Source organism: Rhodopseudomonas sp. BAL398, from assembly GCF_033001325.1.
Lineage (GTDB): Bacteria > Pseudomonadota > Alphaproteobacteria > Rhizobiales > Xanthobacteraceae > JARJEH01.
In genome coordinates this window covers 1,136,133-1,162,324 of record NZ_CP133111.1, presented here as the reverse complement: position 1 = coordinate 1,162,324, position 26,192 = coordinate 1,136,133, and the positions used below count along the sequence as shown (strand labels likewise).

The following is a 26,192-nucleotide window of genomic DNA, read 5'->3' as shown; positions in this document are numbered from 1 at the left end:
CTCATGCGGCGGTCGGCTCGATATAGCGCGGGAAGATCGGCGCCGGCGCCGGCAGCTTTGTGCCGGCGACGATGCGCTGATCGAGCGCGGCGAAATCGCGCTGATCCGCCGGGATCGCCAGAATGTCGAGCAGCTTGGCCATCGCCTCCGGCATTGCCGGCTGGGCCAGGATCGCGACCTGCCGCAGCACTTCGGCGGTGACATAGAGCACGGTCTTCTGCCGCGGCGGATCAGTCTTGGCCAGCGCCCATGGCGCTTCGCCGGCGAAGTAGCGGTTGGCTTCCGCCACCACTGCCCACACCCCGTTGAGCGCCTGATGGATCTGTTGCGTCGCCATCGCGGTCCGCGCCAGTTCGATCATGCCGTCGGCCTGGTCGAGGATCGCCTTGTCGTTCTCGCTGAACGCGCCCGGCTGCGGCACCGCGGCGTCGCATTGCTTGGCCACCATGGTCAGTGAGCGCTGCGCCAGATTGCCGAGATCGTTGGCCAGATCCGCATTGATGCGGTTGACGATCGCCTCGTGATTATAGCTGCCGTCCTGGCCGAACTGGACCTCGCGCAGCAGGAAGTAGCGCAATTGATCGACGCCATATTGGGTGGCGAGATTGAACGGGTCGACGACATTGCCGACCGACTTCGACATCTTCTCGCCCTTGTTGAACAGAAAGCCGTGGGCGAACACCCGTTTCTGCACCGGGATGCCGGCCGACATCAGGAATGCCGGCCAATACACCGCGTGAAACCGGATGATGTCCTTGCCGATGACGTGCAGATCCGCCGGCCAGTAGTGCCAGTTCGGGTCCTGCTCGTCGGGAAAGCCGACGCCGGTGATGTAGTTGGTCAGCGCGTCGACCCAGACATACATCACATGGCCGTCGGCCTCGGGCACCTGGATGCCCCAGTCGAAAGTCGTGCGCGACACCGAGAGGTCCTTGAGGCCGCCCTTGACGAAGGACATCACCTCGTTGCGGCGCGAATCCGGACCGATAAAATCGGGCTGGTCATTGTAGAGCTTGAGCAGCGGCTCTTGATATTTCGACAGCTTGAAGAAGTAGCTCTTCTCCTCGACCCATTCGACCGGCGAGCCCTGCGGGCCGCGCCGCACCTTGTCGTCGCCGACAATGGTTTCGTCCTCGGCGTAATAGGCCTCGTCGCGAACCGAATACCAGCCCGCATAGGAGTCGAGATAGATGTCGCCATTCTTCTCCATCCGCTTCCAGATTTCCTGGCTGGAGCGGTGATGCTGCTCCTCCGAGGTGCGGATGAAGCGGTCGTAGGAGATGTTGAGCCGGTCGTCCATCTGGCGGAACAGCCCGGCATTGCGGGTCGCCAGCTCGCGCGGCGTCATCCCCTCCTTCTGCGCGGTCTGCACCATCTTCTGGCCGTGCTCGTCGGTTCCGGTGAGAAAGAACACGTCGCGGCCGTCGAGCCGCTGGAAGCGCGCCAGCGCGTCGGTTGCGATCGCCTCATAGGCGTGGCCGATATGCGGCGCGCCGTTCGGATAGGAGATCGCGGTGGTGATGTAATATGAATTTCGCTGCGCCATTTGCGCCGGGGCCTTTCAGTGATGTCAGTCGGAGCCGGCGACGCGGACGATCGCCCGGCACCTCAGCGGACCGCCTCCGCGAGCAGCCCGAACACCGAAAACACCAGAGGCTTGCGCTCGAGATTGTAGGCTTCGGTTTCGCGCGCGGCGCGGCTGATCTTTTCCCATACCTGCGCCAGCCGCGCAAGGCGAGGCAGATTGGCGTTGGCATCATCGACGCGCAGCTGCTCTGCGATCCAGCGATCGACGCCGTCGACAAAGGCCGCCAGCGTGGCGCGGTCGGTGCCGCCCAGCGCCTCGCCCAGCGCGTGCAGCGCGCGCGGATCGACATTGGGCAGCTCGTCCAAAAGCGCCGTGGTGCGCTGGTGCAGGGTCAGCGCGCCGCCGCCGAGCAGGCCGAGGGCGCGGGCGACGCTGCCCTCCGACGCGTCGGCGGCTTCCGCCAGCACCGGATCGGCGACGTCGAGATCGGCGGCCTCGGCGGCGGCCCGGATCACGTCGTCGGGATCGAGCGGGCGCAGCGGCAGTTTGCGGCAGCGTGACAGGATGGTCGGCAGCAGCCGCGCCGGCGCATTGCTGATCAGCAGGAACAGCGAGCGCAGCGGCGGCTCCTCGATCACCTTGAGCAGCGCATTGGCGGCGTTGGCGTTCAATTCATCAACGGTATCGACGATGCAGACCCGCCAGCCGTCGACCGCCGCGGTGGAGCCGAAAAAGCCGATGGTCTCGCGCGATTCATCGACGGTGATGACGCTGCGCAGCACGCCCTTGTCGTTGACCGAGCGCTCCAGCGTCAGCAGCCCGCCATGGGCACCGGCGGCGACATGGCGCGCCACCGGATCGGCCGGGTCGATCGCTAGCGTCTCGGCGCTCTGCGCCGCGGCGGACGAAGGATCGCGGTGGCTCAGCACGAAGCGCGCCATCCGGTAGGCCAGAGTGGCCTTGCCGATGCCCTGGGCACCGCCGATCAGCCAGGCATGCGGAATCCGGCCGCTGCGATAGGCGTCGAGCAGGGTCCGCTCGGGACCGCGATGGCCATACAGCGCCGTGGTCTCGCGCGGACTTTTCACTAAGCGTTCGGGCTCGACCTTGCGCGCGCTCATGTCAGCTCCGTTGCGGGTTTGGCCGGCGACAGCAGCCGGTCGCGCACCGCGAGCCAGACCCGGCCGGCGACGATCTCGGCACTGTCATTGGCATCGATCAGCACGCAGCGTTGCGGCTCCGACGCCGCGATCCCCCGATAGGCCTCGCGCAGCTTGCGATGAAAATCGCTGTTCTCGGCCTCGAAACGGTCCGGCGCCCCGGCGCCCCGGCGTGCCGCGGCGCGGGCCATGCCGATCTCGACCGGAATATCCAGAATGATGGTCAGGTCCGGTTTCAAATTGTCGATCGTCACCCGCTCGATCGCGTTGAGCACGCCGGGATCGACCGCGCCAAGGCTGCCCTGATAGGCCCGGGTCGAATCCGAAAAGCGGTCGCACAGTACCCAGGTGCCGCGCTGCAGCGCCGGCTGGATCAGGGCATGGACGTGGTCGTCGCGCGCCGCGGCGAACAATAGGGTTTCGGCCGCCGCGCCGCCGATTAGCCCGCCGATCCCGGACAGCAGCAGATGCCGGATGATCTCGGCGCCGGGAGAGCCGCCCGGCTCGCGGGTCACGATCGCCTGCAATTTCGCCGCCGCAAGGCGGGCCGCCAGCAATTTGATCTGGGTCGATTTGCCGGCGCCCTCGCCGCCCTCGAAGGTGATGAAACGGCCGCGATTTGAGCCTGCTGCGCCGGGTTGTTCAACCATTGTCTAAAGCTTCGCCAGGCCGGCGCGGAACAGTCCCAACATCAATTCGCTGGCGCCATCGATCGCGCGCCGCGTGGTCGACCCGACCGGTACCGAGGCCGCGGCCTGCAACGGCATTTCCACCGCGATATTGCCATTGCGCCAGACCCGGACGACGCCGACCGGCTGGCCGGATTCGACCGGCGGGCGGATCGGCCCGGTATAGACGATCCGGGCGAACAGCTTGTCGCTGCCGTTCTTCTGCACCATCACCTCGACCGGTTCGGGGCTCGCCAGCTCGACATAGCGGCGCTCGCCGCCGAACACCCGGGCGTAGCCGATCGGCTGGTTGGCGGCGAATAGCGGCCGCGATTCGAAATTGCGAAAGCCCCATTCCAGCAGCTTCTTGGCTGAGTTGGCCCGATCTTCCGAACTCTCAAGCCCGTTGACGACGACGATCAGCCGCATCCCGTTCTGCACCGCCGAGCCGACCACGCCGTAGCCGCCCTCCTTGGTGTGGCCGGTCTTCAACCCGTCGGCGCCGGTCAGCGCGTTCAGCAGCGGATTGCGGTTGAACTGCCGGATCTTGTTCCAGGTGAATTCCTTCTCGCCGAACAGTTTGTAGAAATCCGGATAGGTCGTGATGATATGGCGCGCCAGCACGGCCAGCTCGCGCACTGACATCTTGTTGCCGGGATCGGGCAGACCGGTGGAATTGGCGAAGGTCGACCGCGTCAGGCCGAGTTCGCGGGCCCGCTTGGTCATCATCTCGACGAAACCCTGCTCGGTGGTGGCGATGCCTTCGGCCAGCGCCATGCAGGAATCATTGCCGCTCTGAATGATGGCGCCGTGCAACAAATTGTCGACGGAGACATGGCTGTGGATCTCGGCGAACATCGTCGAGCCGCCGGCCGGGGCGCCGCCATAGCGCCAGGAATTTTCGCTGATCTCGTATTCGTCGCTGAGCTTGATCTTGCCCTGCTGGAGCAGGTGGAAGACGAGCTCCACGGTCACCAGCTTCATCATGCTGGAGGGCGGCCGCAACTCGTCGGCGTTCTTCTCGAACAGCACGCTGCCGCTGCTGGCGTCGATCAGGATCGCGGTCGGCGCATCGCTGTCGTAACCCTCGTCCTTCTTGGCGCCCTGCACGCTGTTGTTGGCCGCATAGGCCACCCCGCTCACGCCGATCGCCACGGCAAGCAGACCCGACAGCAGCCAGCGCCAGATCGGCGAATAGTGGCGCCCGGCGCCAGATGTTGATCGAGTGACGGCCATGCAGGGATCCCGGATGCCGCGTTCTACCAGTTGCGGCTAGCGCGAACAACGCGGCAGATTCAAAGGTGCATCCGTCAGCCAAATTGACCAGCGTCGTCGCGCGCGCGCTTTGCCGGGTTGCCTCGCGGCCGCAGAAGACGCGAGCCTTGCGGACCCGATAGCCCGGCGGTTAATCCAGTTCGACGATGTTGCCGTTCTGCAACGAGACCCGGCGGTCCATCCGCCCCGCCAGTTCCATATTGTGGGTAGCGATCAGCATCGCCACCCGGGTCGCCCGGACCAATTGCATCAGTGCCTGAAACACGTGATCGGCGGTGTGCGGGTCGAGGTTTCCGGTCGGCTCATCGGCAAACAGAACGCGGGGCGCATTGGCGACCGCGCGGGCGATCGCGACCCGCTGCTGCTCGCCGCCGGACAGTTCGGCCGGCCGATGGGTGATGCGGTCGCCGAGGCCCAGATAGGCCAGGATTTCCTTGGCGCGGCTGACGGTCTCGCTCTTCTTCAGCCCGCGGATCATCTGCGGCAGCATGACGTTTTCCAGCGCGCTGAATTCCGGCAGCAGTCGGTGCGACTGGTAGACGAAGCCGATGTCGGTGCGGCGGATCTGGGTGCGCTCGGCATCGGTCAAAGCCGTGGTGGCGGTGCCGCCGACATAGACCTCGCCCTCGTCCGGGTGCTCGAGCAGGCCGGCGATGTGCAGCAGCGTCGATTTGCCGGCGCCGCTGGGCGCCACCAGCGCCACCGACTGCCCGGCCCACAGCGCCAGCTTGGCACCGTCCAGAATGGTCAGCGTCGACTCACCCTGCGAATAGTGCCGCTTGATGTCGTGTAGATAGACAACCGGTATGTCTTCCGCGCCCTGCTCCATCAGTCCTGCCTCACTCGTACCGCAGCGCTTCGACAGGATCGAGACGTGCGGCGCGCCACGACGGATACAGCGTGGCGAGGAACGACAGCGTCAAGGCCATGATCACCACGGCGCTGGTCTCGGCGAAATCGATTTCGGCCGGCAGCTTGGACAGGAAATACAGTTCCGGCGAGAACAGCTCAGTATTGGTCATCCAGGACAAGAATTGCCGGATCGATTCGATGTTGAGGCAGACCAGCAAGCCGACCAGAAATCCGGTCAAAGTGCCGACCACGCCGATCGCAGCGCCGGTGATCAGAAATACCCGCATGATCGAGCCCTGGGTCGCCCCCATAGTGCGCAGGATCGCGATGTCGCTGCCCTTGTCCTTCACCAGCATGATCAGCCCGGACACGATGTTGAGCGCCGCCACCAGCACGATCAGGGTCAGAATCAGGAACATGACATTGCGCTCGACCTGCAGCGCGTTGAAGAAGGTCGCGTTGCGCTGCCGCCAATCGACCAGGAACACCGGTCGTCCCGCAGCCTCCGTGACCGATTTGCGGAAGCCGTCGATCTTGTCCGGATTGGTGGTGTAGACCTCGATCGCGGTGACGTCGTTGGCCCGGTTGAAATAGGCCTGCGCCTCGGTCAGCGGCATGAACACGAAGGTCGAATCATATTCCGACATGCCGATCTCGAACACCGCGGCGACCTTGTAGGGTTTGATCCGCGGCATCGTGCCGGCCGGGGTCACGGCGCCGCGCGGCGCCACCAGCGTGATGCTGTCGCCGGCGTGCAGCGACAACGTATCGGCGAGCCGGCGGCCGATCGCGACGCCCTGGCCCTCGTCGAAGCCTTCCAGCGAGCCCTGCTTGATGTGGTTGACGATCGACGACAGTTTGTTGAGGTCGTCGGCGCGGATGCCGCGCACGAACACGCCCGCGGCGTTGAACGGCGACGAGGCCAGCGCCTGGCCGTCGACCACCGGCGCCGCCAGCTTGATGCCGGCGACCTTGTTGATCCGATCGGCGACGTCCTTCCAGTCGGTCAGCGGGCTCTCCAGCGGCTGCACCAGCAGGTGCCCGTTGAGGCCGAGAATCTTGTCCAGCAATTCCTTGCGGAAGCCGTTCATCACCGCCATCACGATGATCAGGGTGGCGACGCCGAGCATGATGCCGAGGAACGAAAACCCGGCGATCACCGAAATGAAGCCTTCCTTGCGACGCGCACGCAGATAGCGTCCGGACAGCAGCCATTCGAATGGCGCGAAGGGTGTGGTTCGAATTGGCTCGCTCATACTGTCATCCATAGCCCGAATCGCACATGATTCGGGCTAATTCTAGCCGCGACACGGTGATGTGCGGACGGCGTCGGTGGAAAAGTGATCACGCCACCAGCCGCGCGACGGCGTCGGCGGCGCTGACATTCTCGCGCGATCCATCGCTGCGGCGTTTGATTTCGACCTTGCCCTCGGCCAGGCCCTTGGGACCAACGAGGATCTGCCACGGAATGCCGATCAGGTCGGCGGTGGCGAATTTCGCCCCTGCCCGCTGATCGGTGTCGTCATACAGCACGTCGACGCCCTTGGCCTTCAGCTCGCGATAGAGCTGTTCGCAGGCGGTGTCGGTAGCGCTGTCGCCCTGCTTCAGGTTCAGCACCGCGACCCGGAACGGCGCCACCGCTTCCGGCCATTTGATACCATTGTCGTCGTGGCAGGCCTCGATGATGGCGCCGACCAGCCGCGACACGCCGACGCCGTAGGAGCCGCCATGGATCGGCACATCGACGCCGTCGGGACCGGCCACCATCGCCTTCATCGAGTCCGAATATTTGGTGCCGAAATAGAAGATCTGGCCGACCTCGATGCCGCGGGTGCTGACCCGATTGGCCTCGGGCACCTCACGCTCGTACCGCGCTGCATCATGGACGTCTTCGGTCGCCGCATAGAGCGTGGTCCATTGCGTGATTATCGGCGTCAGGTCGCCGTCATAATCGACGCCCGCATCGGGGACCGGCAGATTGAGCACGTCATTGTCGCAGAACACGCCGGATTCGCCGGTCTCGGCCAGGACGATAAATTCATGGCTGAGATCGCCGCCGATCGGGCCGGTCTCGGCCCGCATCGGGATCGCCTTCAGCCCCATCCGGGCGAAGGTCCGCAAGTAAGCGACGAACATCCGGTTATAGGATTTGCGCGCCGCGGCCTCGTCGATATCGAAGGAATAAGCATCCTTCATCAGGAATTCACGGCCGCGCATCACGCCGAAGCGCGGGCGCTGCTCGTCGCGAAACTTCCATTGGATGTGGTAGAGGTTGAGCGGCAGGCTCTTGTAGGAGCGCACATAGGAGCGGAAGATCTCGGTGATCATTTCCTCATTGGTCGGCCCATACAGCAATTCGCGCTTGTGCCGGTCGGTGATGCGCAGCATTTCCGGACCATAGGCATCGTAGCGCCCGCTCTCGCGCCACAGATCGGCGAGCTGCAGCGTCGGCATCAACAGCTCGATCGCCCCGGCGCGGTTCTGCTCCTCGCGCACGATCTGCTCGATCTTCTTCAGCACCAGCAGCCCCAGCGGCAGCCACGCATAAATGCCGGCGGCCTCCTGGCGCATCATGCCGGCGCGCAGCATCAGGCGGTGCGAGACGATCTCGGCCTCCTTCGGGGTCTCCTTGAGGATCGGCAGAAAGAATCGCGACAGGCGCATGGGATGTGCTCAGGAATCGGAGGGACAGGAATTCGCAGCAGTGAAACCGGATTGGCTGCGAAAATACAAGGGCGGCGCGCGGAAAGCCGCAAAAACGCCCGGATTCATTTGACTTTCGGCGGCCCCGCCGAGGCGGCGGCATGGCTTGGCGCAGGCCCCGTCGCAGCTCAGACTATCGGATTAGGATCGGCCCCTCGACGACGATCTTGTTGAAATCCGAGATCAGGATGCCGAGCGACAACGTCCAACGGCCGGGCACCGGCGCGACCATCCGCACCCGCCACTGCCCCGACCCGAGGCTTTGCGCGTCCGCGGCCGCGGGTTCGATGCCCATGGCGGGATTTGACAGCGTCACGGTCAGCGCCTGGGCGCGCAACGGAGTGTGGTCGGGCGCCTCAAGCTCAACGGTGATGTCGATCGGCCCGGCCCGCCCCGGCGCCACGGTGACTTGCGCCATCGCCCGCTCGGCATGCAGATAAGTGACCGAGCTGTCGGTGGCCGCGGCCAGCGCCCGCGGCGGCGGCGTAAATCGCCACAGGGCCACGACGCCGAGGATCGCCGCCACCACGATCAGTTCGGCCGCGATTGATCGCCGCAAGGCGCGCCGCGGCCGCTCCGCCCCCGCCAGCGCGCCCGGGGTCAGCCGGCGATTGAGCAGCGCGAAAGCCAGCAGCAGCAGGACCAGGGCGATCTTGACGCACAGCACTTGGCCATAGGAGGTGGTCCACAGCGCCGCGACCCGCCCCAGTTGCACGACCGCCAAGGCGACACCGCTGGCCAGCAAGGCCCCGACCGCAAAGGGAATCGTCCGGGAAAAAGCGGCGAGCGAATCCCGGCCGCGATCGGCCCCGGCACGCAGCGCCAGTCCGAGCGGCAGCAACGCGCCGATCCAGTAAGCCAGGCAGACGCCATGCACGAAGACCGACGTCATGGTGACCCAGCGCGGATTCGCGGTGGCGGCATGACCGCTGGCGGCGAGCGCCGCGCCGGTCCCCAGCAGTGCGATCAGCGACCAGGTCTTCGCTGCCCGGCCCCGCGACGCCAGCGAGACCAGGCCGCATAGCAGCGCCACGACGGCAATCGCCGCGGCATGGCCGAACGATCCCTGCATGCCGCTGGCCCAGGCCGCCGTAGACAACAGCCTGCGCAACGGCAGGTCGGCCATGTCGAGCCCCTGCAATGCGGTCGACACCGCGACGGCTGCCAGTCCGACAAGACTGATCACGGCGCAGCCGATGGTCGTCCCGCGATCGGGCTGCGACCTCGGCACCCAGGCCAGGAAGAATGCGCCGCCGGCGCCGACAAACAGCCCCAGATAGATGGCGAGGCGCGCCAGCCAGATCGCGGCGCGGCGCGGGGCGTGGCCGGTGACCTCGAGCGTCGGCAGCGCGGTGTCGGCGCGTCCGATCGAGAAGCTCAGCGAACCGCCGACCGGATGACCATCCTCCGAGATCACCCGCCAGCTCAGCAGATGCACCCCCTCGCCCAGCGGCGCCGGCGGCGTCAGCACCAGATTGTCGCCGTCCCGGTCTATTTGTACGATCGGCGTCGCGGTGCCGCGCGCATCGATCAGCCGCAAGGCCAGCGGTTCGACCGCCTCGTTGAAGCGCAGCGTCAGCGTCGCCGGCGCGGTCGTCAGCACCGCCTCGTTGGCGGGATCGCTGGCGACCAGGCTGGCATGGGCGAGCGCCGCCGACGGCGCCAGCGCCAGCCACACAAGGCCCAGCGCCGCCCATAGGCGGCGCCGGAATCGCTGTGCAACGGACCCTCTCAAGATCCCTCTCAAGATCCCTCTCAAGATCCCTTGGGCTTCAGGCGGAGCCGTGGCGCGGGCTCAGGCATTTCGTCACCGTCCTTGCCCGCGGCCGGAATCTCGATCCAGCGCGTCACGCCGCTCTCGCATTCCTGCACCACCGGGAAGTACAGCGTCTTGCCGGGCGTATCCGGCAGCTTCATGATCAGGCCGAACGTATCGTAAAGCCGGTCCGGCAACGGGCCGCCGCGCCATGACACCTCGTCCACGGTCTCGGTGATGACCTTGCCGTGCAGGCGCGGGGCGCCATCGACCTTCCTTGTCGTGATGTCGACGCTCCAGCCGGGCTTCATCTGCGGCTTCACGCTCAACACCCCGTCCGGCACCTTGATCCGCAGGGCGACCGTGGCACTGCCGTTGCAACCATGGGGCACGCTGAAGGTGGCCTGGAAATAGCCGCCCGCCGCCGCCTCATTGGGCGACAGCGTGACATGCGCGAAGGCCGGCGCCGATCCAAAGATCAACGCCAGCGCAGCCAGCGGCATCGCTGCCGACGGCCAGCCACTCATCCGAGCGCGGCTCATTTCTTCATTCCGGAATGGCCCATCGGCGCCATCGCGCCACCATGAGCGCCGCCTGCCGGCGCCTGCGCACCGACGCCCTGGACGTCGAGCGCCACCTTCACGTTGCCGGCCTTTTCGAAATCGAGCGTCACCGGCACCTTGTCGCCCTGCTTCAGCGGGGCCTTCAGATCCATCAGCATCAAATGATAGCCGCCGGGTGCCAATGTGACGGTCTTGCCCGGCGCGATCGCAAGGCCGTTGTCGAGCGGACGCATGGTCATCACGCCGTTGTTCATCGCCATTTCGTGGATGTCGATCTTGGCGGCGATGGTCGAGGAGCCGCCCAGCAGGCGGTCCGGCGTCGTCCCCGTGTTCTCGACGGTGAGGTAGCCGCCGCCGATCTTGGCGCCGCCCGGCGTGGCGCGAGCCCATGCCTGGGTGATGACCAGATTGCCGGCCTTGACTTCGCCGGCCTGCGCCTGAGCGGTGGACAGCGCGCAGAGGATGGCCGCGGATGCAACGCCGCGAAAGATGGTGTTCATGTTGGAATCTCTCTTGTTTGCGAGCGAGCGTCGCGCGCTGCGGGCGGACGATGTCCGAACCCGATCGCGAAGCCAGCCCGTTAAATCATGCAATAGGGAGGCAGCCGGTAGCTGCGCCCCGTGGGTCGCCTCATAGCAAGGCGGCAAGCGGCGGTCCGCGCGCCTGTGCGTTGGAGCCGACGCGGTCGGCCGTCGGCGCCGCAATGCGCTCGCGCCAGACCACGGTCTGATACTGACGCTGCAGCGTCACGAAGCTGAACGGCGCCCCGTTCGGCACCGGCGGGCCGCCGAGTCCCGCGGCACAGATGGCGCAGCAACTGCCATCGCCATGCGGACCAGCCGGCAGGCCTGAACTGTCCTGGGTCCCGGCCCGGCCGGAACAGATCGAGATCACGGCCAGCGGATCGGATACCGACAGGGCGACGACGCGGAACGCGCCGATCGGCGACAAAAGCTGCACCAGCAGCGCGATCGCCACGATCGGCATCAATTGTCGAAACCGCGGACGCATGATCGCAGCCTGCCTTCCCTGAGCAATTATCATGCAGGTCGAAACAGGCCGATGCAACCGCTAAGCAGCTGCAGCGGCTGTAGACTGCGGCGGCGTGAAGTGCACTTGACAGTTGTCGCTGCGGCATCGCGCACGGCGACGGCCACAACCTTCGGTGGCGATTTTTCAATCATTTCGTCGTGTGCATCAATTTTGCCCAATCATTGCCGGAATTGATGACAAATCGCATGCGATCGGTTACGAATTCAAGCTCAGGCTTATCCGTAAGGCGAAAGTCTGGTGGTCCAAGTCTCGGGAGGAACCCTGACGCGCAAAAGCAGCGTCGCCCGGCAAACAACGATAAGAGAACTAATCGGGACATTAAGGGTCGACACGGTTTTTGAGCAGGACTTGCGTCCTGCTCTTTTTTTTGCAGCACCGATCGTCGATCGATCCGATCACGCCATCCAAGATCGGCGCTACAGCGGGACGCCCATCAGCTTCGACAGCCGCTCGATGTTGAAATAGCCGGCATGGTAAGCGAGCAGCGCGACGGCAAAGATCACCGCCGAAACGATCGTGGTCCATTTGGCTTTGCGCGCCATCGATGACGCGACGGGCGCGCCGGGATCGGTGCCGGGGATCACCTCGCCGCTTTCGGACTGGCTGTGAATTCCGAACGGCAGCGTCATAAACAACACGATCCACCACAGCACGAAGTAGATCGCCAGCAGGGTCGAGATAGTGGCGATCATCCGATCACTCCTGCTCGATTTCGACCAGCGCTCCGGAAAAATCCTTCGGGTGTAGAAACAGCACCGGCTTGCCGTGGGCACCGATCTTCGGCTCGCCGTCGCCGAGCACGCGGGCGCCCGCCTTCACCAGCGTATCGCGTGCCGCGATGATATCCGGCACGTCGTAGCAGATGTGGTGAATGCCGCCGTCGGCATTGCGCTCAAGGAATTTGGCGATCGGCGAGGCCTCGCCGAGCGGCTGGATGAACTCGATCTTGGTATTGGGCAGCGTCACGAACACCGTGATGACGCCGTGCTCGGGCAGCGGCACCGCAGCCGAGATCTCCGCGTCGAACGCCGCGCCATAGATCTTGGCGGCGTGCTCCGCATCCTTTACCGCGATGGCCACGTGATTAAGCCGGCCCAACATGGCAGTTCTCCGTCGTTGCTTATCAAACCGTCAAAGCGTGTACATAGCACAGCGGCTTCTTGCCCCAATGCTCCTGCACCACCGAACGCACCGTGCGTCGCACCGATTCGGCCATCGCGTCGGGATCGCGCTTGCGCGCCTTCGGCAGGCCTTCGATCGTGGTGACGATGGCGTCGAACAGGATATCGTCGATCGGCTCGCCGCCGGAATTCTTTTCCGGGATGCCGGCCAGATCGATCTCCGGATCGTCGACCAACTCGCCCTTGTCGGTGATGGCGAAGGCCACGAAGACGGCGCCGGCGAACGACAGTTTCTTGCGTTCCACCACGGCGCGCGATTTCGACTCCTCGAGAATCGAGCCGTCCTTGTAAAGCCGACCCGACGGCAGCTGCTCGATCACCGCGCTATCGCCCGGCCCCAGCCGCACCAAATCGCCGTTCTTGCAGATCAGCACTTTGGGCACGCCGCAGGCGCGCGCGAGTTTGCCGTGCTCGAACAGATGCAGCGCTTCGCCATGCACAGGGATCAGCAATTGCGGACGGACCCAGGAAATCATCTCGCGCAATTCGTCGCGGCGCGGATGGCCGGAGACGTGAACCATATGGGTGCGGTCGGTGATCACCTCGATGCCCTGGTTGATCAGGCCGTTGATGATGCCGCCGACCGAACGCTCATTGCCCGGAATTGTGCGCGAGGAGAAGATCACGCAGTCGCCCTTGTTCAGCGTGACCTGCGGATGGTCGTCATTGGCGATCCGCGACAGCGCCGCGCGCGGTTCGCCCTGGCTGCCGGTGCACAGCGCCACCACCTTGTCAGGCGGAAAATGCCCGTACAGGTCGGCGCCGCGGAATGCCGGGATGCCGTCGAGATAACCGGTCTCGCGGGCCACCTGCACCACCCGTTCCATGGCGCGGCCGACGAGAACGACCTCGCGGCCACAGGCCTGCGCGGCCTCGGCGACAGCGCGCAGCCGCGCGACGTTAGAAGCGAAGGTGGTGACCGCGACCCGACCGCGTGCCGCCTTCATCAAGGCGGCGAGATTCTTGGCGACCTCGGCCTCCGACGGCGATTGGCCCTCGCGCACCGCGTTGGTGGAATCGCCGATCAGCGCCAGCACCCCCTCGTCGCCGAGTTGGCGCAAGCGCGCCTCGTCGGTCGGCTTGCCGATGATCGGGGTGAGATCGATCTTCCAGTCGCCGGTATGCACCACGGTGCCGACCGAGGTGCGGATCGCCAGCGCGTGGGCTTCCGGAATCGAATGCGCCACCGGGATGAATTCGACGTTGAACGGCCCCAGATCGATTCGGCCGCCGGACGGCACCACGGTCACCGGAATTTTCGGCGGGTTGCGTTCCGACGCCAACTTGGCGGCGAACAAAGATGCGCTGAACTTGGTGGCGTAGATCGGGCATTTCAGCTTCGGCCACAAATCGATGATGGCGCCGAAATGATCCTCATGGGCGTGGGTCAGTACCAGCCCGACCAGATTCTTCTTTTCCTTCTCCAGGAATCGTACATCCGGCATGATCAGATCGATGCCGGGCAGATGCTCCTCATCGCCGAACGACACCCCGAGATCGACCATGAGCCAGCGCCGCTGCGGACCGTTGCCGAAGCCGTAGACATAAAGATTCATGCCGATCTCGCCGACGCCCCCGAGCGGGACGAAGGTCATTTCATCTGGCCGTGCCATCAATTTGTTGCCTTTGCCGACGCGGCGTCGCCGAAATAAACATCCCCGGCCGCAATCGGGATTCGTTTGCGGTCCGCAGTCGTCACGATCATACAGCCGGTATCATCGATGGTGTCGAATATTCCCGAAACAACGGAAGTGCCGTGGCTGATCGAGACCGCCTGCCCGAGCCCGGCAGCGCGTTCCAGCCACATGGTGCGGATCTGCGGGAAGCCGCGACCGTTATTCCAAATTCCACGCATCTCGTGCCACGAATCCGACAGCGCTGCAAACACGTCTTCGGCGCTGGCGCCGACGCCGAGGGCGTTGAGACTGGTCGCCCGATAGGGCGTGCCTTCGGGCGCCGCCACCACATTGATCCCGATACCGACGACGACCGCCAATTGACCGTCGGGGCGTGCCTCGGCCTCCAGATTCATGCCGACGAGCTTGGCGCCGCCGGCCAGAATGTCGTTGGGCCATTTCAGCCGATAATCATTCGCAGCCGAATCCGGGGCCCGCATGGCGGCCTCGACGCTGACCTGGCGCAGCGCCATCTCCACCGCGATACCGGCGGCAAAGCCAAGCGTCGCCGCCACTGGCGGCGTCACGTTGAGGATTTCGAACACCGAACTGGCAAGATTGCCGCGCGGCGCGACCCATGGGCGGTTGCGGCGGCCGCGGCCGGCCGTCTGGATCGTGGTGACGAACCAGCAGGGCGCCGCGCCGCCGGCGCGGGCATGATCCATCGCGTCGATATTGGTCGAGCCGGTCTCGGCAAACACCTTGACGCCGGTGCCCGCCGCCCGCGATTTCGGACCCAGCGAGAACACCACCTAGAACAGCGACTTGGCAGCCACCGACGCGGCGCTCACCAGCGGCGCCGGATACACGAAGAACAGGATGTTGAACACGCCCGCGACAGCGAGCACGGTGCGCAGCTCCATCCGCACCGGATCGATGCCCGGCGCCGGCTCGTCGAAATACATCACCTTGACGATGGTCAGATAATAAAAGGCGCTCACCACGCTGGTCACCACGCCGATCACCGCAAGTGTGAACAGCCCGGCCTTGATGGCCGCGACAAACACGTAGAACTTGGCGAAGAACCCGGCCAAGGGCGGAACCCCCGCCATCGAAAACAGCAACATCGCGAAGACGAACGCCAGCGCCGGATTGGTGCGCGACAGGCCGGCGAAATCCCGGATGTTCTCGACGTGCAGGCCGCCCCGCTTCATCGCCAGGATCACCGCGAAAGTGCCGAGCGTCATCGCGACATAGATCGAGATATAGACCAGCACGCCCTGCGCGCCTTCCACCGTCCCGGCGGCCAGCCCCACCAGCGCGAAGCCGATATGGCCGATCGCCGAATAGGCCATCAGGCGTTTGATGTTGGTCTGCGCGATCGCCGCGAACGAGCCCAGCGCCATCGAGGCGATCGCCACGAAAACGATGATCTGCTGCCATTGCGGGACGATGCCGGGAAAGGCGGTGAGCGCCACCCGGGTAAAGATCGCCAGACCCGCGACCTTCGGCGCCGAGGCGAAGAACGCGGTGACCGGGGTCGGCGCGCCCTCATAGACGTCGGGCGTCCACATATGGAACGGCACCGCCGAGACCTTGAAGCACAGGCCGGCAAACAGGAACACCAGACCGAACACCAGGCCGACATTGCCGTCCTTGGCGACCGCGGCGATGCCGGCGAAGCTGACGGTGCCGGTGAAGCCGTAGATCAGCGAGGCGCCGTATAGCAGCATCCCGGACGACAGCGCGCCGAGCACGAAATACTTCAGGCCGGCCTCGTTGGATTTCGGATCCGAGCGATTACTCGCCGCCACCACATAGAGCGCGAGACTCATCAGTTCGAGGCCGAGATAGAGCATGATCAGGTCGCCGGCCGAAATCAGCAGCATCATGCCGGCCGAGGACAGCAGCACCAGGATCGCATATTCGAACATCCGGCGCGACGGATCGGCGACAATCTCCGCCGACAGGATCAGCGTCGCGGCAGAGCCGATCAGCGCTAGGATCTTGAGGAACCGGGCGAAGTCATCGACGATGAAGCTGCCGCCGAACGTCACCAGTCTGCCGGCCGGCAGCATCAGTTCGAGGCCGCCGGTCACCACCAGCAGGACGATCGCCAGCGTGGTGACCAGCCGCGTCGTCTGTGCCCCGCGATAGGCGCCGAGCATCAACAGCAGCATGGCGCCGATCACCAGCACGATCTCCGGCAGGATGGGTAGCAGCGAATAGCCGGCGGCATCAAAATTCATGGCGTCTTGTCCTGACCTGCCGCGTTTAATGCAGCAGCGCCGCTGCCTTCACGGCAGAGGTCGCGGCAGCGTAATTGGTGACGAGGAGTTGCACCGAAGCCGCCGACATGTCGAGCACGGGCTTCGGATAGACGCCGAACAGAAGGGTGAGGATGACCAGCGGCGCCAGCATGATGCTTTCACGCAAGGTCAGGTCCTTGATGCTGGCCAGTGACGGCTTCACCAGCGCCCCGAAGATCACCTTGCGGTACAACCACAATGCATAGGCCGCCGACAGGATCACGCCCAGCGTGGCCACCATCGCGGTCGGCAGCGAGACCTTGAAGGTGCCGATCAGCGTCAAAAATTCGCCGACGAAACCGGAGGTGCCCGGCAGCCCGACATTGGCCATGGTGAACACCATGAACACCAGCGCATAGAGCGGCATCCGGTTGACCAGCCCGCCATAGGCGGCAATCTCGCGGGTATGCAGGCGGTCGTAGACGATGCCGACGCAGAGGAACAGCGCGCCCGACACGATGCCGTGCGAGATCATCTGGAACACGCCGCCGGCGACGCCCTGGGTGGTCCCGGCGAAGATCCCCATGGTGACGAAGCCCATATGGGCCACCGACGAATAGGCGATCAGCTTCTTGATGTCTTCCTGCATCAGCGCGACCAGCGAGGTGTAGACGATCGCGATCACCGACAGGGCGAACATGAACGGCGTGAAATACAGCGACGCATCCGGAAACATCGGCAGCGAGAACCGCAGGAAGCCGTACCCGCCCATCTTCAGCATGATCGCCGCCAGCACCACGGAGCCCGCGGTCGGTGCCTCGACATGGGCGTCCGGCAGCCAGGTGTGCACCGGCCACATCGGCATCTTCACGGCGAAGGACGCGAAGAACGCCAGCCACGCCCAGGTCTGCAACCCACGCGGCACGGCCGTATGCATCAGCGTCGGAATGTCGGTGGTGCCGGCGTTCAGGTACAGCGCCATGATCGCCAGCAGCATCAACACCGAGCCGAGCAGCGTGTAGAGGAAGAATTTGAACGAGGCATAGACCCGGCGCGGACCGCCCCACACCCCGATGATCAGGAACATCGGGATCAGGCCGCCCTCGAAGAACAGATAGAACAGCACCAGATCCAGCGCCGAGAAGGTGCCGATCATCAGCGTTTCGAGGAACAGGAACGCGATCATATATTCGCGCACCCGCAGCTTGATCGATTTCCAGCTGGCGATGATGCAGAACGGCATCAACGCCGTGGTCAGGATCACGAAGGGCAGCGAAATGCCGTCCACACCCATATGATAGGTGATGGCGTTGGCGATCCACGGCGCCTTTTCGACGAATTGGAAGTCCGGATTGCTCTGGTCGAACCGCATCACGAGGATCAGCGACACCGCGAAGGTGATCAGCGTGGTCCACAGCGCGATCCAGCGCGCATTGCGGTTGGCGGCCTCGTCACTGCCGCGCGCCAGCAGGTACACCAGCACGGCGCCGACCAGCGGCAGGAAAGTGACGACGGAAAGAACGGGCCAGGTCGTCATCACTGGCCTCCCACGCCGAGCATGAACCACGTAATCAGACCGGCCACGCCGATCAGCATCGCGAAAGCATAATGGTAGAGATAGCCGGTCTGCAGCCTGACCACGCCACGGGTGACATCCAGCACCCGCGCCGAAATCCCGTCCGGGCCGAGCCCGTCGATGATCAGGCCATCGCCCTTCTTCCACAGGAAGCGGCCGAGCCATTTGGTCGGGCGCACGAAGATCAGGTCATACAGCTCGTCGAAATACCATTTGTTGAGCAGGAATTTGTACAGCAGCTGATGCTGATTGGCGAGTTCGACCGGCAGATACGGCCTTCGAATATAGAACATCCACGCCACCAGGAAGCCGATCACCATCATCACCGTCGGCAGGAACGCGACGCTTTCCGGAATGTGGTGCATCGCGTCGATAATCTCCGGGTTCATCTTCAGCGAGTCGCGGAAGAACTCCTCAATGCCGTGCCCGGCGAACAATTCCTTGAACGGGAAACCCGCCGCCAGCGCGCCGACCGCCAGCACGAACAGCGGGATCAGCATCGGCAACGGACTTTCATGAGCGGCCTGATGATGCGCCTGATCATGCGGCTCGCCGTGGAAGGTCTTGAAGATCAGCCGCCAGGAATAGAACGAGGTCAGGCCGGCGGCGACCACCGTCATGACGAAGCCGTAGAACGCCATTGGGTTATGCGAGGCATAGGCGGATTCGATGATCGCGTCCTTGGAGAAATAGCCGGCGGTGAGCGGAAAGCCGGTCAGCGCCAGGGTGCCGATCACCATCGCGATATAGGTGAACGGGATCTTGTCCTTCAGCCCGCCCATGCGGCGGATGTCCTGCTCGTGATGCATCGCGTGGATCACCGAGCCCGAGCCCAGGAACAGCAGCGCCTTGAAGAAGGCGTGGGTGAACAGATGGAAGATGCCGACCGAATAGGCCCCCGCCCCCATCGCGACGAACATGTAGCCGAGCTGCGAACAGGTCGAATAGGCGATGATCCGCTTGATGTCGTTCTGCACCAGGCCGATGGTCGCGGCGAAGAACGCCGTGGTGCCGCCGATGAACATCACGAAGGTCTGCGCGTCGGGCGCCAACTCGAACAGCGGCGACAGCCGCGCCACCATGAATACACCAGCGGTGACCATCGTGGCGGCGTGGATCAGCGCGGAGACCGGGGTCGGGCCTTCCATCGCGTCCGGCAGCCAGGTGTGCAGCAGGAACTGGGCCGACTTGCCCATCGCGCCCATGAACAGCAGCAGGCAGGTCAAGGTCAGGGCATCGGCGTGCCAGCCGAACAGCGGAATGGTCTTGCCGACCAGGCCGGGCGCGCCGGCGAAGATGGTTTCGAAATCGGTCGAGCCGATCAGCATGTAGATCGCGAAAATGCCGAGCGCGAAGCCGAAATCGCCGACCCGGTTGACCACAAAGGCCTTGATCGCCGCGGCATTGGCCGAGGGCTTCTGGTACCAGAACCCGATCAGCAGATAGCTGGCGAGACCGACGCCTTCCCAGCCGAAGAACATCTGCACCAGATTGTCGGCGGTCACCAGCATCAGCATCGCGAAGGTGAACAGCGACAGATAGCCGAAGAACCGCGGCCGGTTCGGGTCGTCATTCATGTAGCCGATCGAATACAGGTGAACCAGCGACGACACCGAGGTCACCACCACCAGCATCACCGCGGTCAACGTATCGACGCGCAGCGACCACGCCACTTGCAGATCCCCGGAATTGATCCAGGGAAACAGCGCGATCCGCACGTCGTGATGCATGAAGCCGACATCGACCAGCGCCACCCATGACAGGCCGGCGGAGATCAGCAGCAGCGCCGTGGTGATGATTTCGGTGACCCGCGAGCCGGCGGCCGCTGGCTCGACCGGATGATCGTGGCCGTGATCGTCGTCGGCATGAGCGGCATGGGCATGATCGTCATGCGCGGCGTGGCCGTGGCCATCGCCATGATCGAGGGTGTCGCCGCTGGGATGGCGCGCATGGGCGCCGACCAGCGCGATGACGGCAGCAATCAGCGCGCCGACCAGCGGCAGGAAAACAATGGCCTGGATCATGCGAGCGCCTTTTGCGCGAGCGTGATCCGGCCGGACAACCGCGTCTCGTGGTCCCGGATCATGCCCTAGCCCTTCATCAAGTTGATGTCTTCAACCGCGATCGAACCGCGGTTGCGGAAATACACCACCAGCACCGCAAGGCCGATCGCCGCTTCCGCCGCGGCCACCGTGAGCACCAGCAAGGCGAACACCTGTCCGACGATGTCGTTCAGATAGCTGGAAAACGCCACCAGATTGATGTTGACCGCGAGCAGCATCAGCTCGATCGACATCAGGATGATGATCACATTCTTGCGGTTCAGGAAGATCCCGAGCGTGCCGAGGGTGAACAGGATGGCGGCGACCGAGAGGAAGTGCCCCAGGCCGATGGTCGTCAAGGCATCCGTCATTGCACCCACTCCGCCGCGTCCGCGTCCTTGAGCCCCTGCCCCGACGCCACCTTGCGCACATCCATCGCCGCGTCCTTGGTCCGCGCGTTCTGCGCGCCGATGTTCTGCCGCTTCACCTTCTTCTTGTGCTGGATCGTCAGCACGATCGCGCCGATCATCGCCACCAGCAGGATCAGGCCCGAAATCTGGAAGTAGTGAATGTAGCGGGTGTAGAGCACCAGCCCGAGCGCCTCGGTATTGCCGACATTGGCCGGGATCGGCGAGGTGATCGCCTGGGTGATGGTCGGACTGATGACCCAGCCGCCCGCCAGCAGCAGCAATTCGGCGAGGAAGATCACGCCGATCAACAGGCCGAACGGCAGATATTCCAGAAATCCTTCGCGCAAGCGGCTGAAATCGACATCCAGCATCATGATCACGAACAAGAACAGCACCGCGACCGCGCCGACATAGACCACGATCAGGATCATCGCCAGGAATTCGGCGCCCATCAGCATGAACAGCCCGGCGGCGTTGACGAACACCAGGATCAGGAACAGCACCGAATGCACGGGATTGCGCGCGACGATCACCATCACCGCGGAGGCGATCGCGGTGCAGGCATAGAGATAAAAGAACAGCGCGGGCATGGTCATGGCGTCAGCTCACCGGTATGGCGCATCGAGTTCGATGCTCTTGGCGATCTCGCGTTCCCAGCGGTCGCCGTTGGCGAGAAGTTTCGCCTTGTCGTAATACAGCTCCTCACGGGTCTCGGTGGCGAATTCGAAATTCGGCCCCTCGACAATGGCGTCGACCGGGCACGCTTCCTGGCACAGCCCGCAATAGATGCATTTCACCATGTCGATGTCATAGCGCACGGTGCGGCGGGTGCCGTCATTGCGGCGCGGTCCGGCCTCGATGGTGATCGCCTGCGCCGGGCAGATCGCCTCGCACAATTTGCAGGCGATGCAGCGTTCCTCGCCGTTCGGATAACGACGCAGCGCGTGCTCGCCGCGAAAGCGCGGTGAGATCGGCCCCTTTTCGAAGGGATAGTTCAACGTCGGCTTCGGCTTGAAGAAATAACGCATGGCGAGAAAGAACGCCGATACGAATTCGGTCAGCAGTAGCGAACGGGCGGATGCGTTGACGCTCATGACGGCCTCATTTCGGTGCCAGCCCCGCAAATTGAAGCACGGCGGCGACGATCACCACCATCACCAGCGACAGCGGCAGGAACACCTTCCAGCCGAGTCGCATCAATTGGTCGTAGCGGTAGCGCGGTACGATCGCCTTCGCCATCGCAAACATGAAGAACATGAAGAACAGTTTCAGCACGAACCAGATGATGCCCGGCACCCAGGTAAACGGGGCGAAGGGAATCGGCGACAACCAGCCGCCGAGGAACAGGATCGCGCCCATCGCGCACATCGTGGTGATGGCGACGTATTCGCCGAGCATGAACAGCAGATAGGGCGTCGAGGAATATTCCACCATGAAGCCCGCGACCAGCTCGGACTCGGCCTCGACCAGATCGAATGGCGGACGGTTGGTCTCGGCCAGCGCCGAGACGTAGAAGATCACGAACACCGGAAACAGCGGCAGCCAATACCAGCCGAGCAGGCCCAGCTTGGTGTTCTGCGCTTCGACGATCGCGGTGAGGTTGAGCGAGCCGACGCAGAGCAGCACGCAGATGATCACCAGGCCGATCGAGACTTCGTAGGATACCATCTGCGCGGCGGAGCGCAGCGCCGCCAGGAACGGATATTTCGAATTCGACGACCAGCCGGCCATGATGATGCCGTAGACCGACAGCGACGACACCGCGAGAATATACAGCACGCCGACATTGATATCGGCGATCACCCATCCGGCCGAGACCGGGATCACCGCCCAGGCCGACAGCGCCAGCACGCAGGTCACCAGCGGCGCCAGAAGGAACACGCCCTTGTTGGCGCCCGACGGAACGGTCGGCTCCTTGAACACGAATTTCAACAGGTCGGCGAAGGATTGCAGCAACCCAAAGGGCCCGACCACATTGGGCCCGCGCCGGATCTGCACCGCCGCCCAGATCTTGCGATCGGCCAGCAGGATATAGGCGATGCAGACCAGCAGCACCACGATCAGCAGCAGGCTCTGCCCCACCACGATGATCAACGGCCACAGATAGGTTGTCCAGAATTCAGCCATCGATCCTGCTCACTCCGCCGCTGTCAGCATCTGCCCGGAGGCCAGGCGCGAACATTCCGCCATCACCGCCGAGGCCCGCGCGATCGGGTTGGTCATGTAATAATCGTCGATCGCCGGCCTGAACGGCGATTTCTCGACCTTGCCGCCGCGCGCCGCGAGTGCGCGAATGCCGCCGGCGTCGCCGGCCTCGATCTGATCGACCCGCATCAGATGCGGCACCGCGCCGAACAGCGCCTTGCGCAAAGCGCTCTGCGAATCATAAGGCAATTTGTGACCGATCGCCTCCGACAGCGCGCGCAGGATCGCCCAATCCTCGCGGGCCTCGCCGGGTGGGAACGCGGCGCGTTCGGCGATCTGCACCCTGCCCTCGGTGTTGACGTAAAGGCCGGACTTCTCCGTATAGGCGGCGCCCGGCAGGATGACGTCGGCGCGATGCGCGCCGCGGTCGCCATGGGTGCCGATATAGACCACGAAAACATCGTCCGGCACCATGATCTCGTCGGCGCCCAGCGAGAACAGCACGTCGAGCGTGCCGACGGTGATCATCTGCGCGGCGGTGAGACCGCTGTCGCCGGGTGCGAAGCCGACGTCGAGCGCGCCGACGCTGGAAGCCGCGCCATGCAGCACGCCGAAGCCGTTCCAGCCATCCTTCACCGCGCCCAGATCCAGCGCCAGTTTCGCTGCCTGCGCCAGCACCGCGGCGGCGTCGTGCCGCGCCAGCGCCGACGCGCCGACCAGAATGATCGGGTTTTTGGCGTTCTTCAGCACCTCGGCGAAATCGTTCTTGCCGGCGGCGAGATCGCTCAGCGAATCCACGCCAGCGCCGAGATAATCATATTGGTAGGTCAGATCGGCCTGTTCGCCGATCACGCCGATTTTCAGCGCGCCGCTGCGCCAGCGCTTGCGGATCCGGGCGTTGAAGACGGCGGCTTCCTTGCGCGGATTGGCGCCCACGATCAGCAGCGCGTCGGCCTGCTCGATGCCGGCGATGGTCGGATTGAAGATGTAGGACGCCCGGCCCGCCTTGGGATCGAACGCCGCGACTTTCTGCGCGGCGATGTTGGCCGAGCCCAGCATGGTCATCAGCTGCTTCAGCGCGAACATCTCTTCCACGGCGGCAAGATCGCCGGCGATCGCGCCGATCCGCTTGCCATCGACCTGGCCGAGCTTGGCGGCGATCGCGCCGAACGCTTCCGCCCACGACGCCGCGCGCAACTTGCCGGCTTCTCGGATATAGGGCCGATCGAGCCGCTGGGTGCGCAATCCGTCGACGATGTGGCGGGTCTTGTCGGAGATCCACTCCTCGTTCACCGCCTCGTTGACGCGCGGCAGAATCCGCATCACTTCGCGGCCGCGGGTGTCGACCCGGATCGCCGAGCCGAGCGCGTCCATCACGTCGATCGACTGGGTCTTGCCGAGCTCCCAAGGCCGTGCGGCGAACGCATAGGGCTTCGAGGTCAGCGCCCCGACCGGACAGATGTCGACCAGATTGCCCTGCAATTCCGAGGTCAGCGCGCTTTCGAGATAGGTGGTGATCTCCATATCCTCGCCGCGGCCGGTGGCGCCCATTTCGGGCAGCCCGCAGACTTCGGAGGCGAAGCGCACGCAGCGGGTGCACTGGATGCAGCGGTTCATCGAGGTCTTGACCAGGACGCCGAGATATTTGTCCTCGACCGCGCGCTTGTTCTCTGCAAAGCGGCTGGAATCGACGCCGTAGCCCATCGCCTGGTCCTGCAGGTCGCATTCGCCGCCCTGATCGCAGATCGGGCAATCCAGCGGATGATTGATCAGCAGGAATTCCATCACGCCTTCGCGCGCCTTCTTGACCATCGGCGAACGGGTCGAGATTTCCGGCGGCTCGCCCTTCGGACCCGGACGGCAATCGCGCACGCCCCAGGCGCAGCTCGCCACCGGCTTCGGCGTGCCCTTCACCTCGACCAGACACATCCGGCAATTGCCGGCGATCGACAGCCGCTCATGGTAGCAGAACCGCGGAATCTCGGCGCCCGCGGCCTCGCAGGCCTGCAGCAGCGTGTAGTCCGGCGGGACTTCGATTTCATTGCCGTCGACGATGAGTTTGATCATGTGGCCTACTCCGCCGCGACCATGTGGGCGGGATCGAGAATACCGACATCGTCGACATCGGCGCGGTGCGAATAGGCGTCGATCCGCTCCTCGATCTCATGCCGGAAATGCGTGATCAATCCCTGGATCGGCCACGCCGCGGCGTCGCCGAGCGCGCAGATGGTGTGGCCTTCGACCTGCTTGGTGACTTCGAGCAGCATGTCGATCTCGCGCTTGTGGGCGCGGCCTTCCGCCATTCTGGTCAGCACCCGCCACATCCAGCCGGTGCCTTCGCGGCACGGCGTGCACTGGCCGCAGCTCTCATGCTTGTAGAAATACGAGATCCGCGCAATCGCCGCGATCAGATCGGTCGACTTGTCCATCACGATCACCGCGGCGGTGCCGAGGCCGGAGCGCAGCTTGCCGAGGCTGTCGAAATCCATCGGCGTATCGATGATCTGTTCAGCCGGCACCATCCGCACCGACGAGCCGCCGGGGATTACAGCCTTGAGATTGTCCCAGCCGCCGCGGATCCCGCCGCAATGCCGCTCGATCAGCTCGCGGAACGGAATCCCCATCTCTTCTTCGACATTGCAGGGCCGCTCGACATGGCCGGAAATGCAGAACAGTTTCGTGCCGACATTATTCGGCCGGCCGATCCCGGAGAACCACGACGCGCCGCGCCGCAGAATGTCGGGGGCGACCGCGATCGATTCGACATTGTTGACCGTGGTCGGGCAGCCATAGAGGCCGACATTGGCCGGGAATGGCGGCTTCAGCCGCGGCATGCCCTTCTTGCCCTCGAGGCTCTCCAGCAGCGCGGTCTCTTCGCCGCAGATATAGGCGCCGGCGCCGTGGGCGACATAGAGGTCAAACGGCCAGCCGTTATTATTGTCCTTGCCGAGCAGCTTGGCCTCATAGGCCTGATCGATCGCGGCCTGCAGATGCTCGCGCTCGCGGATGAATTCGCCGCGCACATAGATGTAGCCGACATGAGCGTTCATCGCGCAGCCGGCGATCAGGCAGCCTTCGATCAGCAGATGCGGATCGTGGCGCATGATCTCGCGATCCTTGCAGGTGCCGGGCTCGGATTCGTCGGCGTTGACCACCAAATAGCTCGGCCGGCCGTCGGTCGATTCCTTCGGCATGAACGACCATTTCAGCCCGGTCGGGAATCCGGCGCCGCCGCGGCCACGCAGACCCGAGGCCTTCATTTCGGCGATGATCCAGTCGCGGCCCTTTTCGATGATCGCCTTGGTGCCGTCCCAGGCGCCGCGACGGCGCGCGCCTTCGAGGCCCCAGTCGTGGAGGCCGTAAAGATTGCGGAAGATGCGGTCCTTGTCGTCGAGCATGGCAGGCTGCGTCCCCG

The 26,192-nt window shown here is 64.4% G+C and carries 24 protein-coding genes; all 24 read right to left on the bottom strand.

The features are described 5' to 3' along the window. Position 1: 1 nt before the first annotated feature. On the bottom strand, positions 2 to 1,546 hold the full coding sequence (metG, locus tag RBJ75_RS05450) for a methionine--tRNA ligase (protein WP_044416376.1): 1,545 nt from the start codon (positions 1,544 to 1,546) through the stop codon (positions 2 to 4). Between the two features lie 62 nt (positions 1,547 to 1,608). Next, positions 1,609 to 2,649, bottom strand: a complete 1,041-nt coding sequence (locus RBJ75_RS05445) for a DNA polymerase III subunit delta' (protein WP_044416374.1) — start codon at positions 2,647 to 2,649, stop codon at positions 1,609 to 1,611. Next, positions 2,646 to 3,338, bottom strand: a complete 693-nt coding sequence (gene tmk, locus RBJ75_RS05440) for a dTMP kinase (RefSeq protein WP_044416372.1) — start codon at positions 3,336 to 3,338, stop codon at positions 2,646 to 2,648. Before tmk ends, RBJ75_RS05445 begins: the two co-directional genes overlap by 4 nt. Before the next feature lie 3 nt (positions 3,339 to 3,341). After that, positions 3,342 to 4,592: a D-alanyl-D-alanine carboxypeptidase family protein gene (locus tag RBJ75_RS05435; protein ID WP_044416370.1), complete on the bottom strand. Its 1,251-nt coding sequence runs from the start codon at positions 4,590 to 4,592 to the stop codon at positions 3,342 to 3,344. 169 nt (positions 4,593 to 4,761) lie between these two features. Continuing rightward, a complete protein-coding gene (locus RBJ75_RS05430; protein ID WP_044416369.1) occupies positions 4,762 to 5,460 on the bottom strand; it encodes an ABC transporter ATP-binding protein in 699 nt (232 codons plus the stop codon). Between the two features lie 10 nt (positions 5,461 to 5,470). Beyond that, positions 5,471 to 6,751: a lipoprotein-releasing ABC transporter permease subunit gene (locus tag RBJ75_RS05425; protein ID WP_044416367.1), complete on the bottom strand. Its 1,281-nt coding sequence runs from the start codon at positions 6,749 to 6,751 to the stop codon at positions 5,471 to 5,473. A gap of 76 nt (positions 6,752 to 6,827) precedes the next feature. Then, on the bottom strand, positions 6,828 to 8,147 hold the full coding sequence (gene proS, locus RBJ75_RS05420; RefSeq protein ID WP_044416365.1) for a proline--tRNA ligase: 1,320 nt from the start codon (positions 8,145 to 8,147) through the stop codon (positions 6,828 to 6,830). 172 nt (positions 8,148 to 8,319) lie between these two features. After that, complete coding sequence (locus tag RBJ75_RS05415) at positions 8,320 to 9,921, bottom strand: CopD family protein (protein ID WP_044416364.1); 1,602 nt, start codon at positions 9,919 to 9,921, stop codon at positions 8,320 to 8,322. A 20-nt stretch (positions 9,922 to 9,941) separates the two neighbouring features. Continuing rightward, the gene (locus RBJ75_RS05410) at positions 9,942 to 10,484 is read right to left on the bottom strand and encodes a YcnI family protein (RefSeq protein ID WP_052629028.1); all 543 of its coding nucleotides are present in this window, start codon (positions 10,482 to 10,484) and stop codon (positions 9,942 to 9,944) included. Further along, positions 10,481 to 11,005 (bottom strand): copper chaperone PCu(A)C, encoded by a 525-nt coding sequence (locus RBJ75_RS05405; protein ID WP_044416360.1) that lies wholly within the window; start codon positions 11,003 to 11,005, stop codon positions 10,481 to 10,483. The genes RBJ75_RS05410 and RBJ75_RS05405 overlap by 4 nt, the downstream gene beginning before the upstream one ends. Before the next feature lie 130 nt (positions 11,006 to 11,135). Further along, a complete protein-coding gene (locus RBJ75_RS05400) occupies positions 11,136 to 11,516 on the bottom strand; it encodes a DUF2946 family protein (protein WP_044416358.1) in 381 nt (126 codons plus the stop codon). A 458-nt stretch (positions 11,517 to 11,974) separates the two neighbouring features. Further along, positions 11,975 to 12,250: a DUF1467 family protein gene (locus RBJ75_RS05395; protein WP_044419243.1), complete on the bottom strand. Its 276-nt coding sequence runs from the start codon at positions 12,248 to 12,250 to the stop codon at positions 11,975 to 11,977. Positions 12,251 to 12,254: 4 nt separating this feature from the next. Beyond that, a complete protein-coding gene (gene mce, locus RBJ75_RS05390; protein ID WP_044419241.1) occupies positions 12,255 to 12,659 on the bottom strand; it encodes a methylmalonyl-CoA epimerase in 405 nt (134 codons plus the stop codon). Positions 12,660 to 12,681: 22 nt separating this feature from the next. Beyond that, positions 12,682 to 14,352: a ribonuclease J gene (locus RBJ75_RS05385; protein ID WP_276156730.1), complete on the bottom strand. Its 1,671-nt coding sequence runs from the start codon at positions 14,350 to 14,352 to the stop codon at positions 12,682 to 12,684. Next, entirely contained in the window at positions 14,352 to 15,167 is an 816-nt protein-coding gene (locus tag RBJ75_RS05380) for a biotin--[acetyl-CoA-carboxylase] ligase (RefSeq protein WP_044416579.1), read from the bottom strand. Before RBJ75_RS05380 ends, RBJ75_RS05385 begins: the two co-directional genes overlap by 1 nt. Next, positions 15,168 to 16,604 (bottom strand): NADH-quinone oxidoreductase subunit NuoN, encoded by a 1,437-nt coding sequence (gene nuoN / locus RBJ75_RS05375; RefSeq protein WP_044416581.1) that lies wholly within the window; start codon positions 16,602 to 16,604, stop codon positions 15,168 to 15,170. Between the two features lie 25 nt (positions 16,605 to 16,629). Beyond that, positions 16,630 to 18,141, bottom strand: coding sequence for an NADH-quinone oxidoreductase subunit M (locus tag RBJ75_RS05370; RefSeq protein WP_044416583.1), 1,512 nt, complete (start codon positions 18,139 to 18,141; stop codon positions 16,630 to 16,632). Further along, positions 18,141 to 20,204, bottom strand: a complete 2,064-nt coding sequence (nuoL, locus tag RBJ75_RS05365; RefSeq protein WP_044416585.1) for an NADH-quinone oxidoreductase subunit L — start codon at positions 20,202 to 20,204, stop codon at positions 18,141 to 18,143. Before nuoL ends, RBJ75_RS05370 begins: the two co-directional genes overlap by 1 nt. 65 nt (positions 20,205 to 20,269) lie before the next feature. Then, a complete protein-coding gene (gene nuoK / locus RBJ75_RS05360) occupies positions 20,270 to 20,593 on the bottom strand; it encodes an NADH-quinone oxidoreductase subunit NuoK (RefSeq protein ID WP_044416587.1) in 324 nt (107 codons plus the stop codon). Further along, on the bottom strand, positions 20,590 to 21,228 hold the full coding sequence (locus RBJ75_RS05355) for an NADH-quinone oxidoreductase subunit J (RefSeq protein WP_044416589.1): 639 nt from the start codon (positions 21,226 to 21,228) through the stop codon (positions 20,590 to 20,592). The genes nuoK and RBJ75_RS05355 overlap by 4 nt, the downstream gene beginning before the upstream one ends. Positions 21,229 to 21,237: 9 nt before the next feature. Beyond that, a complete protein-coding gene (gene nuoI, locus RBJ75_RS05350) occupies positions 21,238 to 21,726 on the bottom strand; it encodes an NADH-quinone oxidoreductase subunit NuoI (RefSeq protein WP_044416590.1) in 489 nt (162 codons plus the stop codon). 7 nt (positions 21,727 to 21,733) lie between these two features. After that, entirely contained in the window at positions 21,734 to 22,759 is a 1,026-nt protein-coding gene (gene nuoH, locus RBJ75_RS05345) for an NADH-quinone oxidoreductase subunit NuoH (protein ID WP_044416592.1), read from the bottom strand. A gap of 9 nt (positions 22,760 to 22,768) precedes the next feature. Continuing rightward, positions 22,769 to 24,844: an NADH-quinone oxidoreductase subunit NuoG gene (gene nuoG / locus RBJ75_RS05340; RefSeq protein WP_044416594.1), complete on the bottom strand. Its 2,076-nt coding sequence runs from the start codon at positions 24,842 to 24,844 to the stop codon at positions 22,769 to 22,771. A gap of 5 nt (positions 24,845 to 24,849) precedes the next feature. After that, positions 24,850 to 26,175 (bottom strand): NADH-quinone oxidoreductase subunit NuoF, encoded by a 1,326-nt coding sequence (gene nuoF / locus RBJ75_RS05335; protein WP_044416596.1) that lies wholly within the window; start codon positions 26,173 to 26,175, stop codon positions 24,850 to 24,852. Between the last annotated feature and the right edge of the window lie 17 nt (positions 26,176 to 26,192).

Bases quoted from the DNA above. Each gene is read 5' to 3' on its own strand.
- metG (WP_044416376.1), bottom strand. From the start codon at position 1,546: ATGGCGCAGCGAAATTCATATTACATCACCACCGCGATCTCCTATCCG.
- RBJ75_RS05445 (WP_044416374.1), bottom strand. From the start codon at position 2,649: ATGAGCGCGCGCAAGGTCGAGCCCGAACGCTTAGTGAAAAGTCCGCGC.
- tmk (WP_044416372.1), bottom strand. From the start codon at position 3,338: ATGGTTGAACAACCCGGCGCAGCAGGCTCAAATCGCGGCCGTTTCATC.
- RBJ75_RS05435 (WP_044416370.1), bottom strand. From the start codon at position 4,592: ATGGCCGTCACTCGATCAACATCTGGCGCCGGGCGCCACTATTCGCCG.
- RBJ75_RS05430 (WP_044416369.1), bottom strand. From the start codon at position 5,460: ATGGAGCAGGGCGCGGAAGACATACCGGTTGTCTATCTACACGACATC.
- RBJ75_RS05425 (WP_044416367.1), bottom strand. From the start codon at position 6,751: ATGGATGACAGTATGAGCGAGCCAATTCGAACCACACCCTTCGCGCCA.
- proS (WP_044416365.1), bottom strand. From the start codon at position 8,147: ATGCGCCTGTCGCGATTCTTTCTGCCGATCCTCAAGGAGACCCCGAAG.
- RBJ75_RS05410 (WP_052629028.1), bottom strand. From the start codon at position 10,484: ATGAGCCGCGCTCGGATGAGTGGCTGGCCGTCGGCAGCGATGCCGCTG.
- RBJ75_RS05405 (WP_044416360.1), bottom strand. From the start codon at position 11,005: ATGAACACCATCTTTCGCGGCGTTGCATCCGCGGCCATCCTCTGCGCG.
- RBJ75_RS05400 (WP_044416358.1), bottom strand. From the start codon at position 11,516: ATGCGTCCGCGGTTTCGACAATTGATGCCGATCGTGGCGATCGCGCTG.
- RBJ75_RS05395 (WP_044419243.1), bottom strand. From the start codon at position 12,250: ATGATCGCCACTATCTCGACCCTGCTGGCGATCTACTTCGTGCTGTGG.
- mce (WP_044419241.1), bottom strand. From the start codon at position 12,659: ATGTTGGGCCGGCTTAATCACGTGGCCATCGCGGTAAAGGATGCGGAG.
- RBJ75_RS05385 (WP_276156730.1), bottom strand. From the start codon at position 14,352: ATGGCACGGCCAGATGAAATGACCTTCGTCCCGCTCGGGGGCGTCGGC.
- nuoN (WP_044416581.1), bottom strand. From the start codon at position 16,604: ATGAATTTTGATGCCGCCGGCTATTCGCTGCTACCCATCCTGCCGGAG.
- RBJ75_RS05370 (WP_044416583.1), bottom strand. From the start codon at position 18,141: ATGACGACCTGGCCCGTTCTTTCCGTCGTCACTTTCCTGCCGCTGGTC.
- nuoL (WP_044416585.1), bottom strand. From the start codon at position 20,204: ATGATCCAGGCCATTGTTTTCCTGCCGCTGGTCGGCGCGCTGATTGCT.
- nuoK (WP_044416587.1), bottom strand. From the start codon at position 20,593: ATGACGGATGCCTTGACGACCATCGGCCTGGGGCACTTCCTCTCGGTC.
- RBJ75_RS05355 (WP_044416589.1), bottom strand. From the start codon at position 21,228: ATGACCATGCCCGCGCTGTTCTTTTATCTCTATGCCTGCACCGCGATC.
- nuoI (WP_044416590.1), bottom strand. From the start codon at position 21,726: ATGAGCGTCAACGCATCCGCCCGTTCGCTACTGCTGACCGAATTCGTA.
- nuoH (WP_044416592.1), bottom strand. From the start codon at position 22,759: ATGGCTGAATTCTGGACAACCTATCTGTGGCCGTTGATCATCGTGGTG.
- nuoG (WP_044416594.1), bottom strand. From the start codon at position 24,844: ATGATCAAACTCATCGTCGACGGCAATGAAATCGAAGTCCCGCCGGAC.
- nuoF (WP_044416596.1), bottom strand. From the start codon at position 26,175: ATGCTCGACGACAAGGACCGCATCTTCCGCAATCTTTACGGCCTCCAC.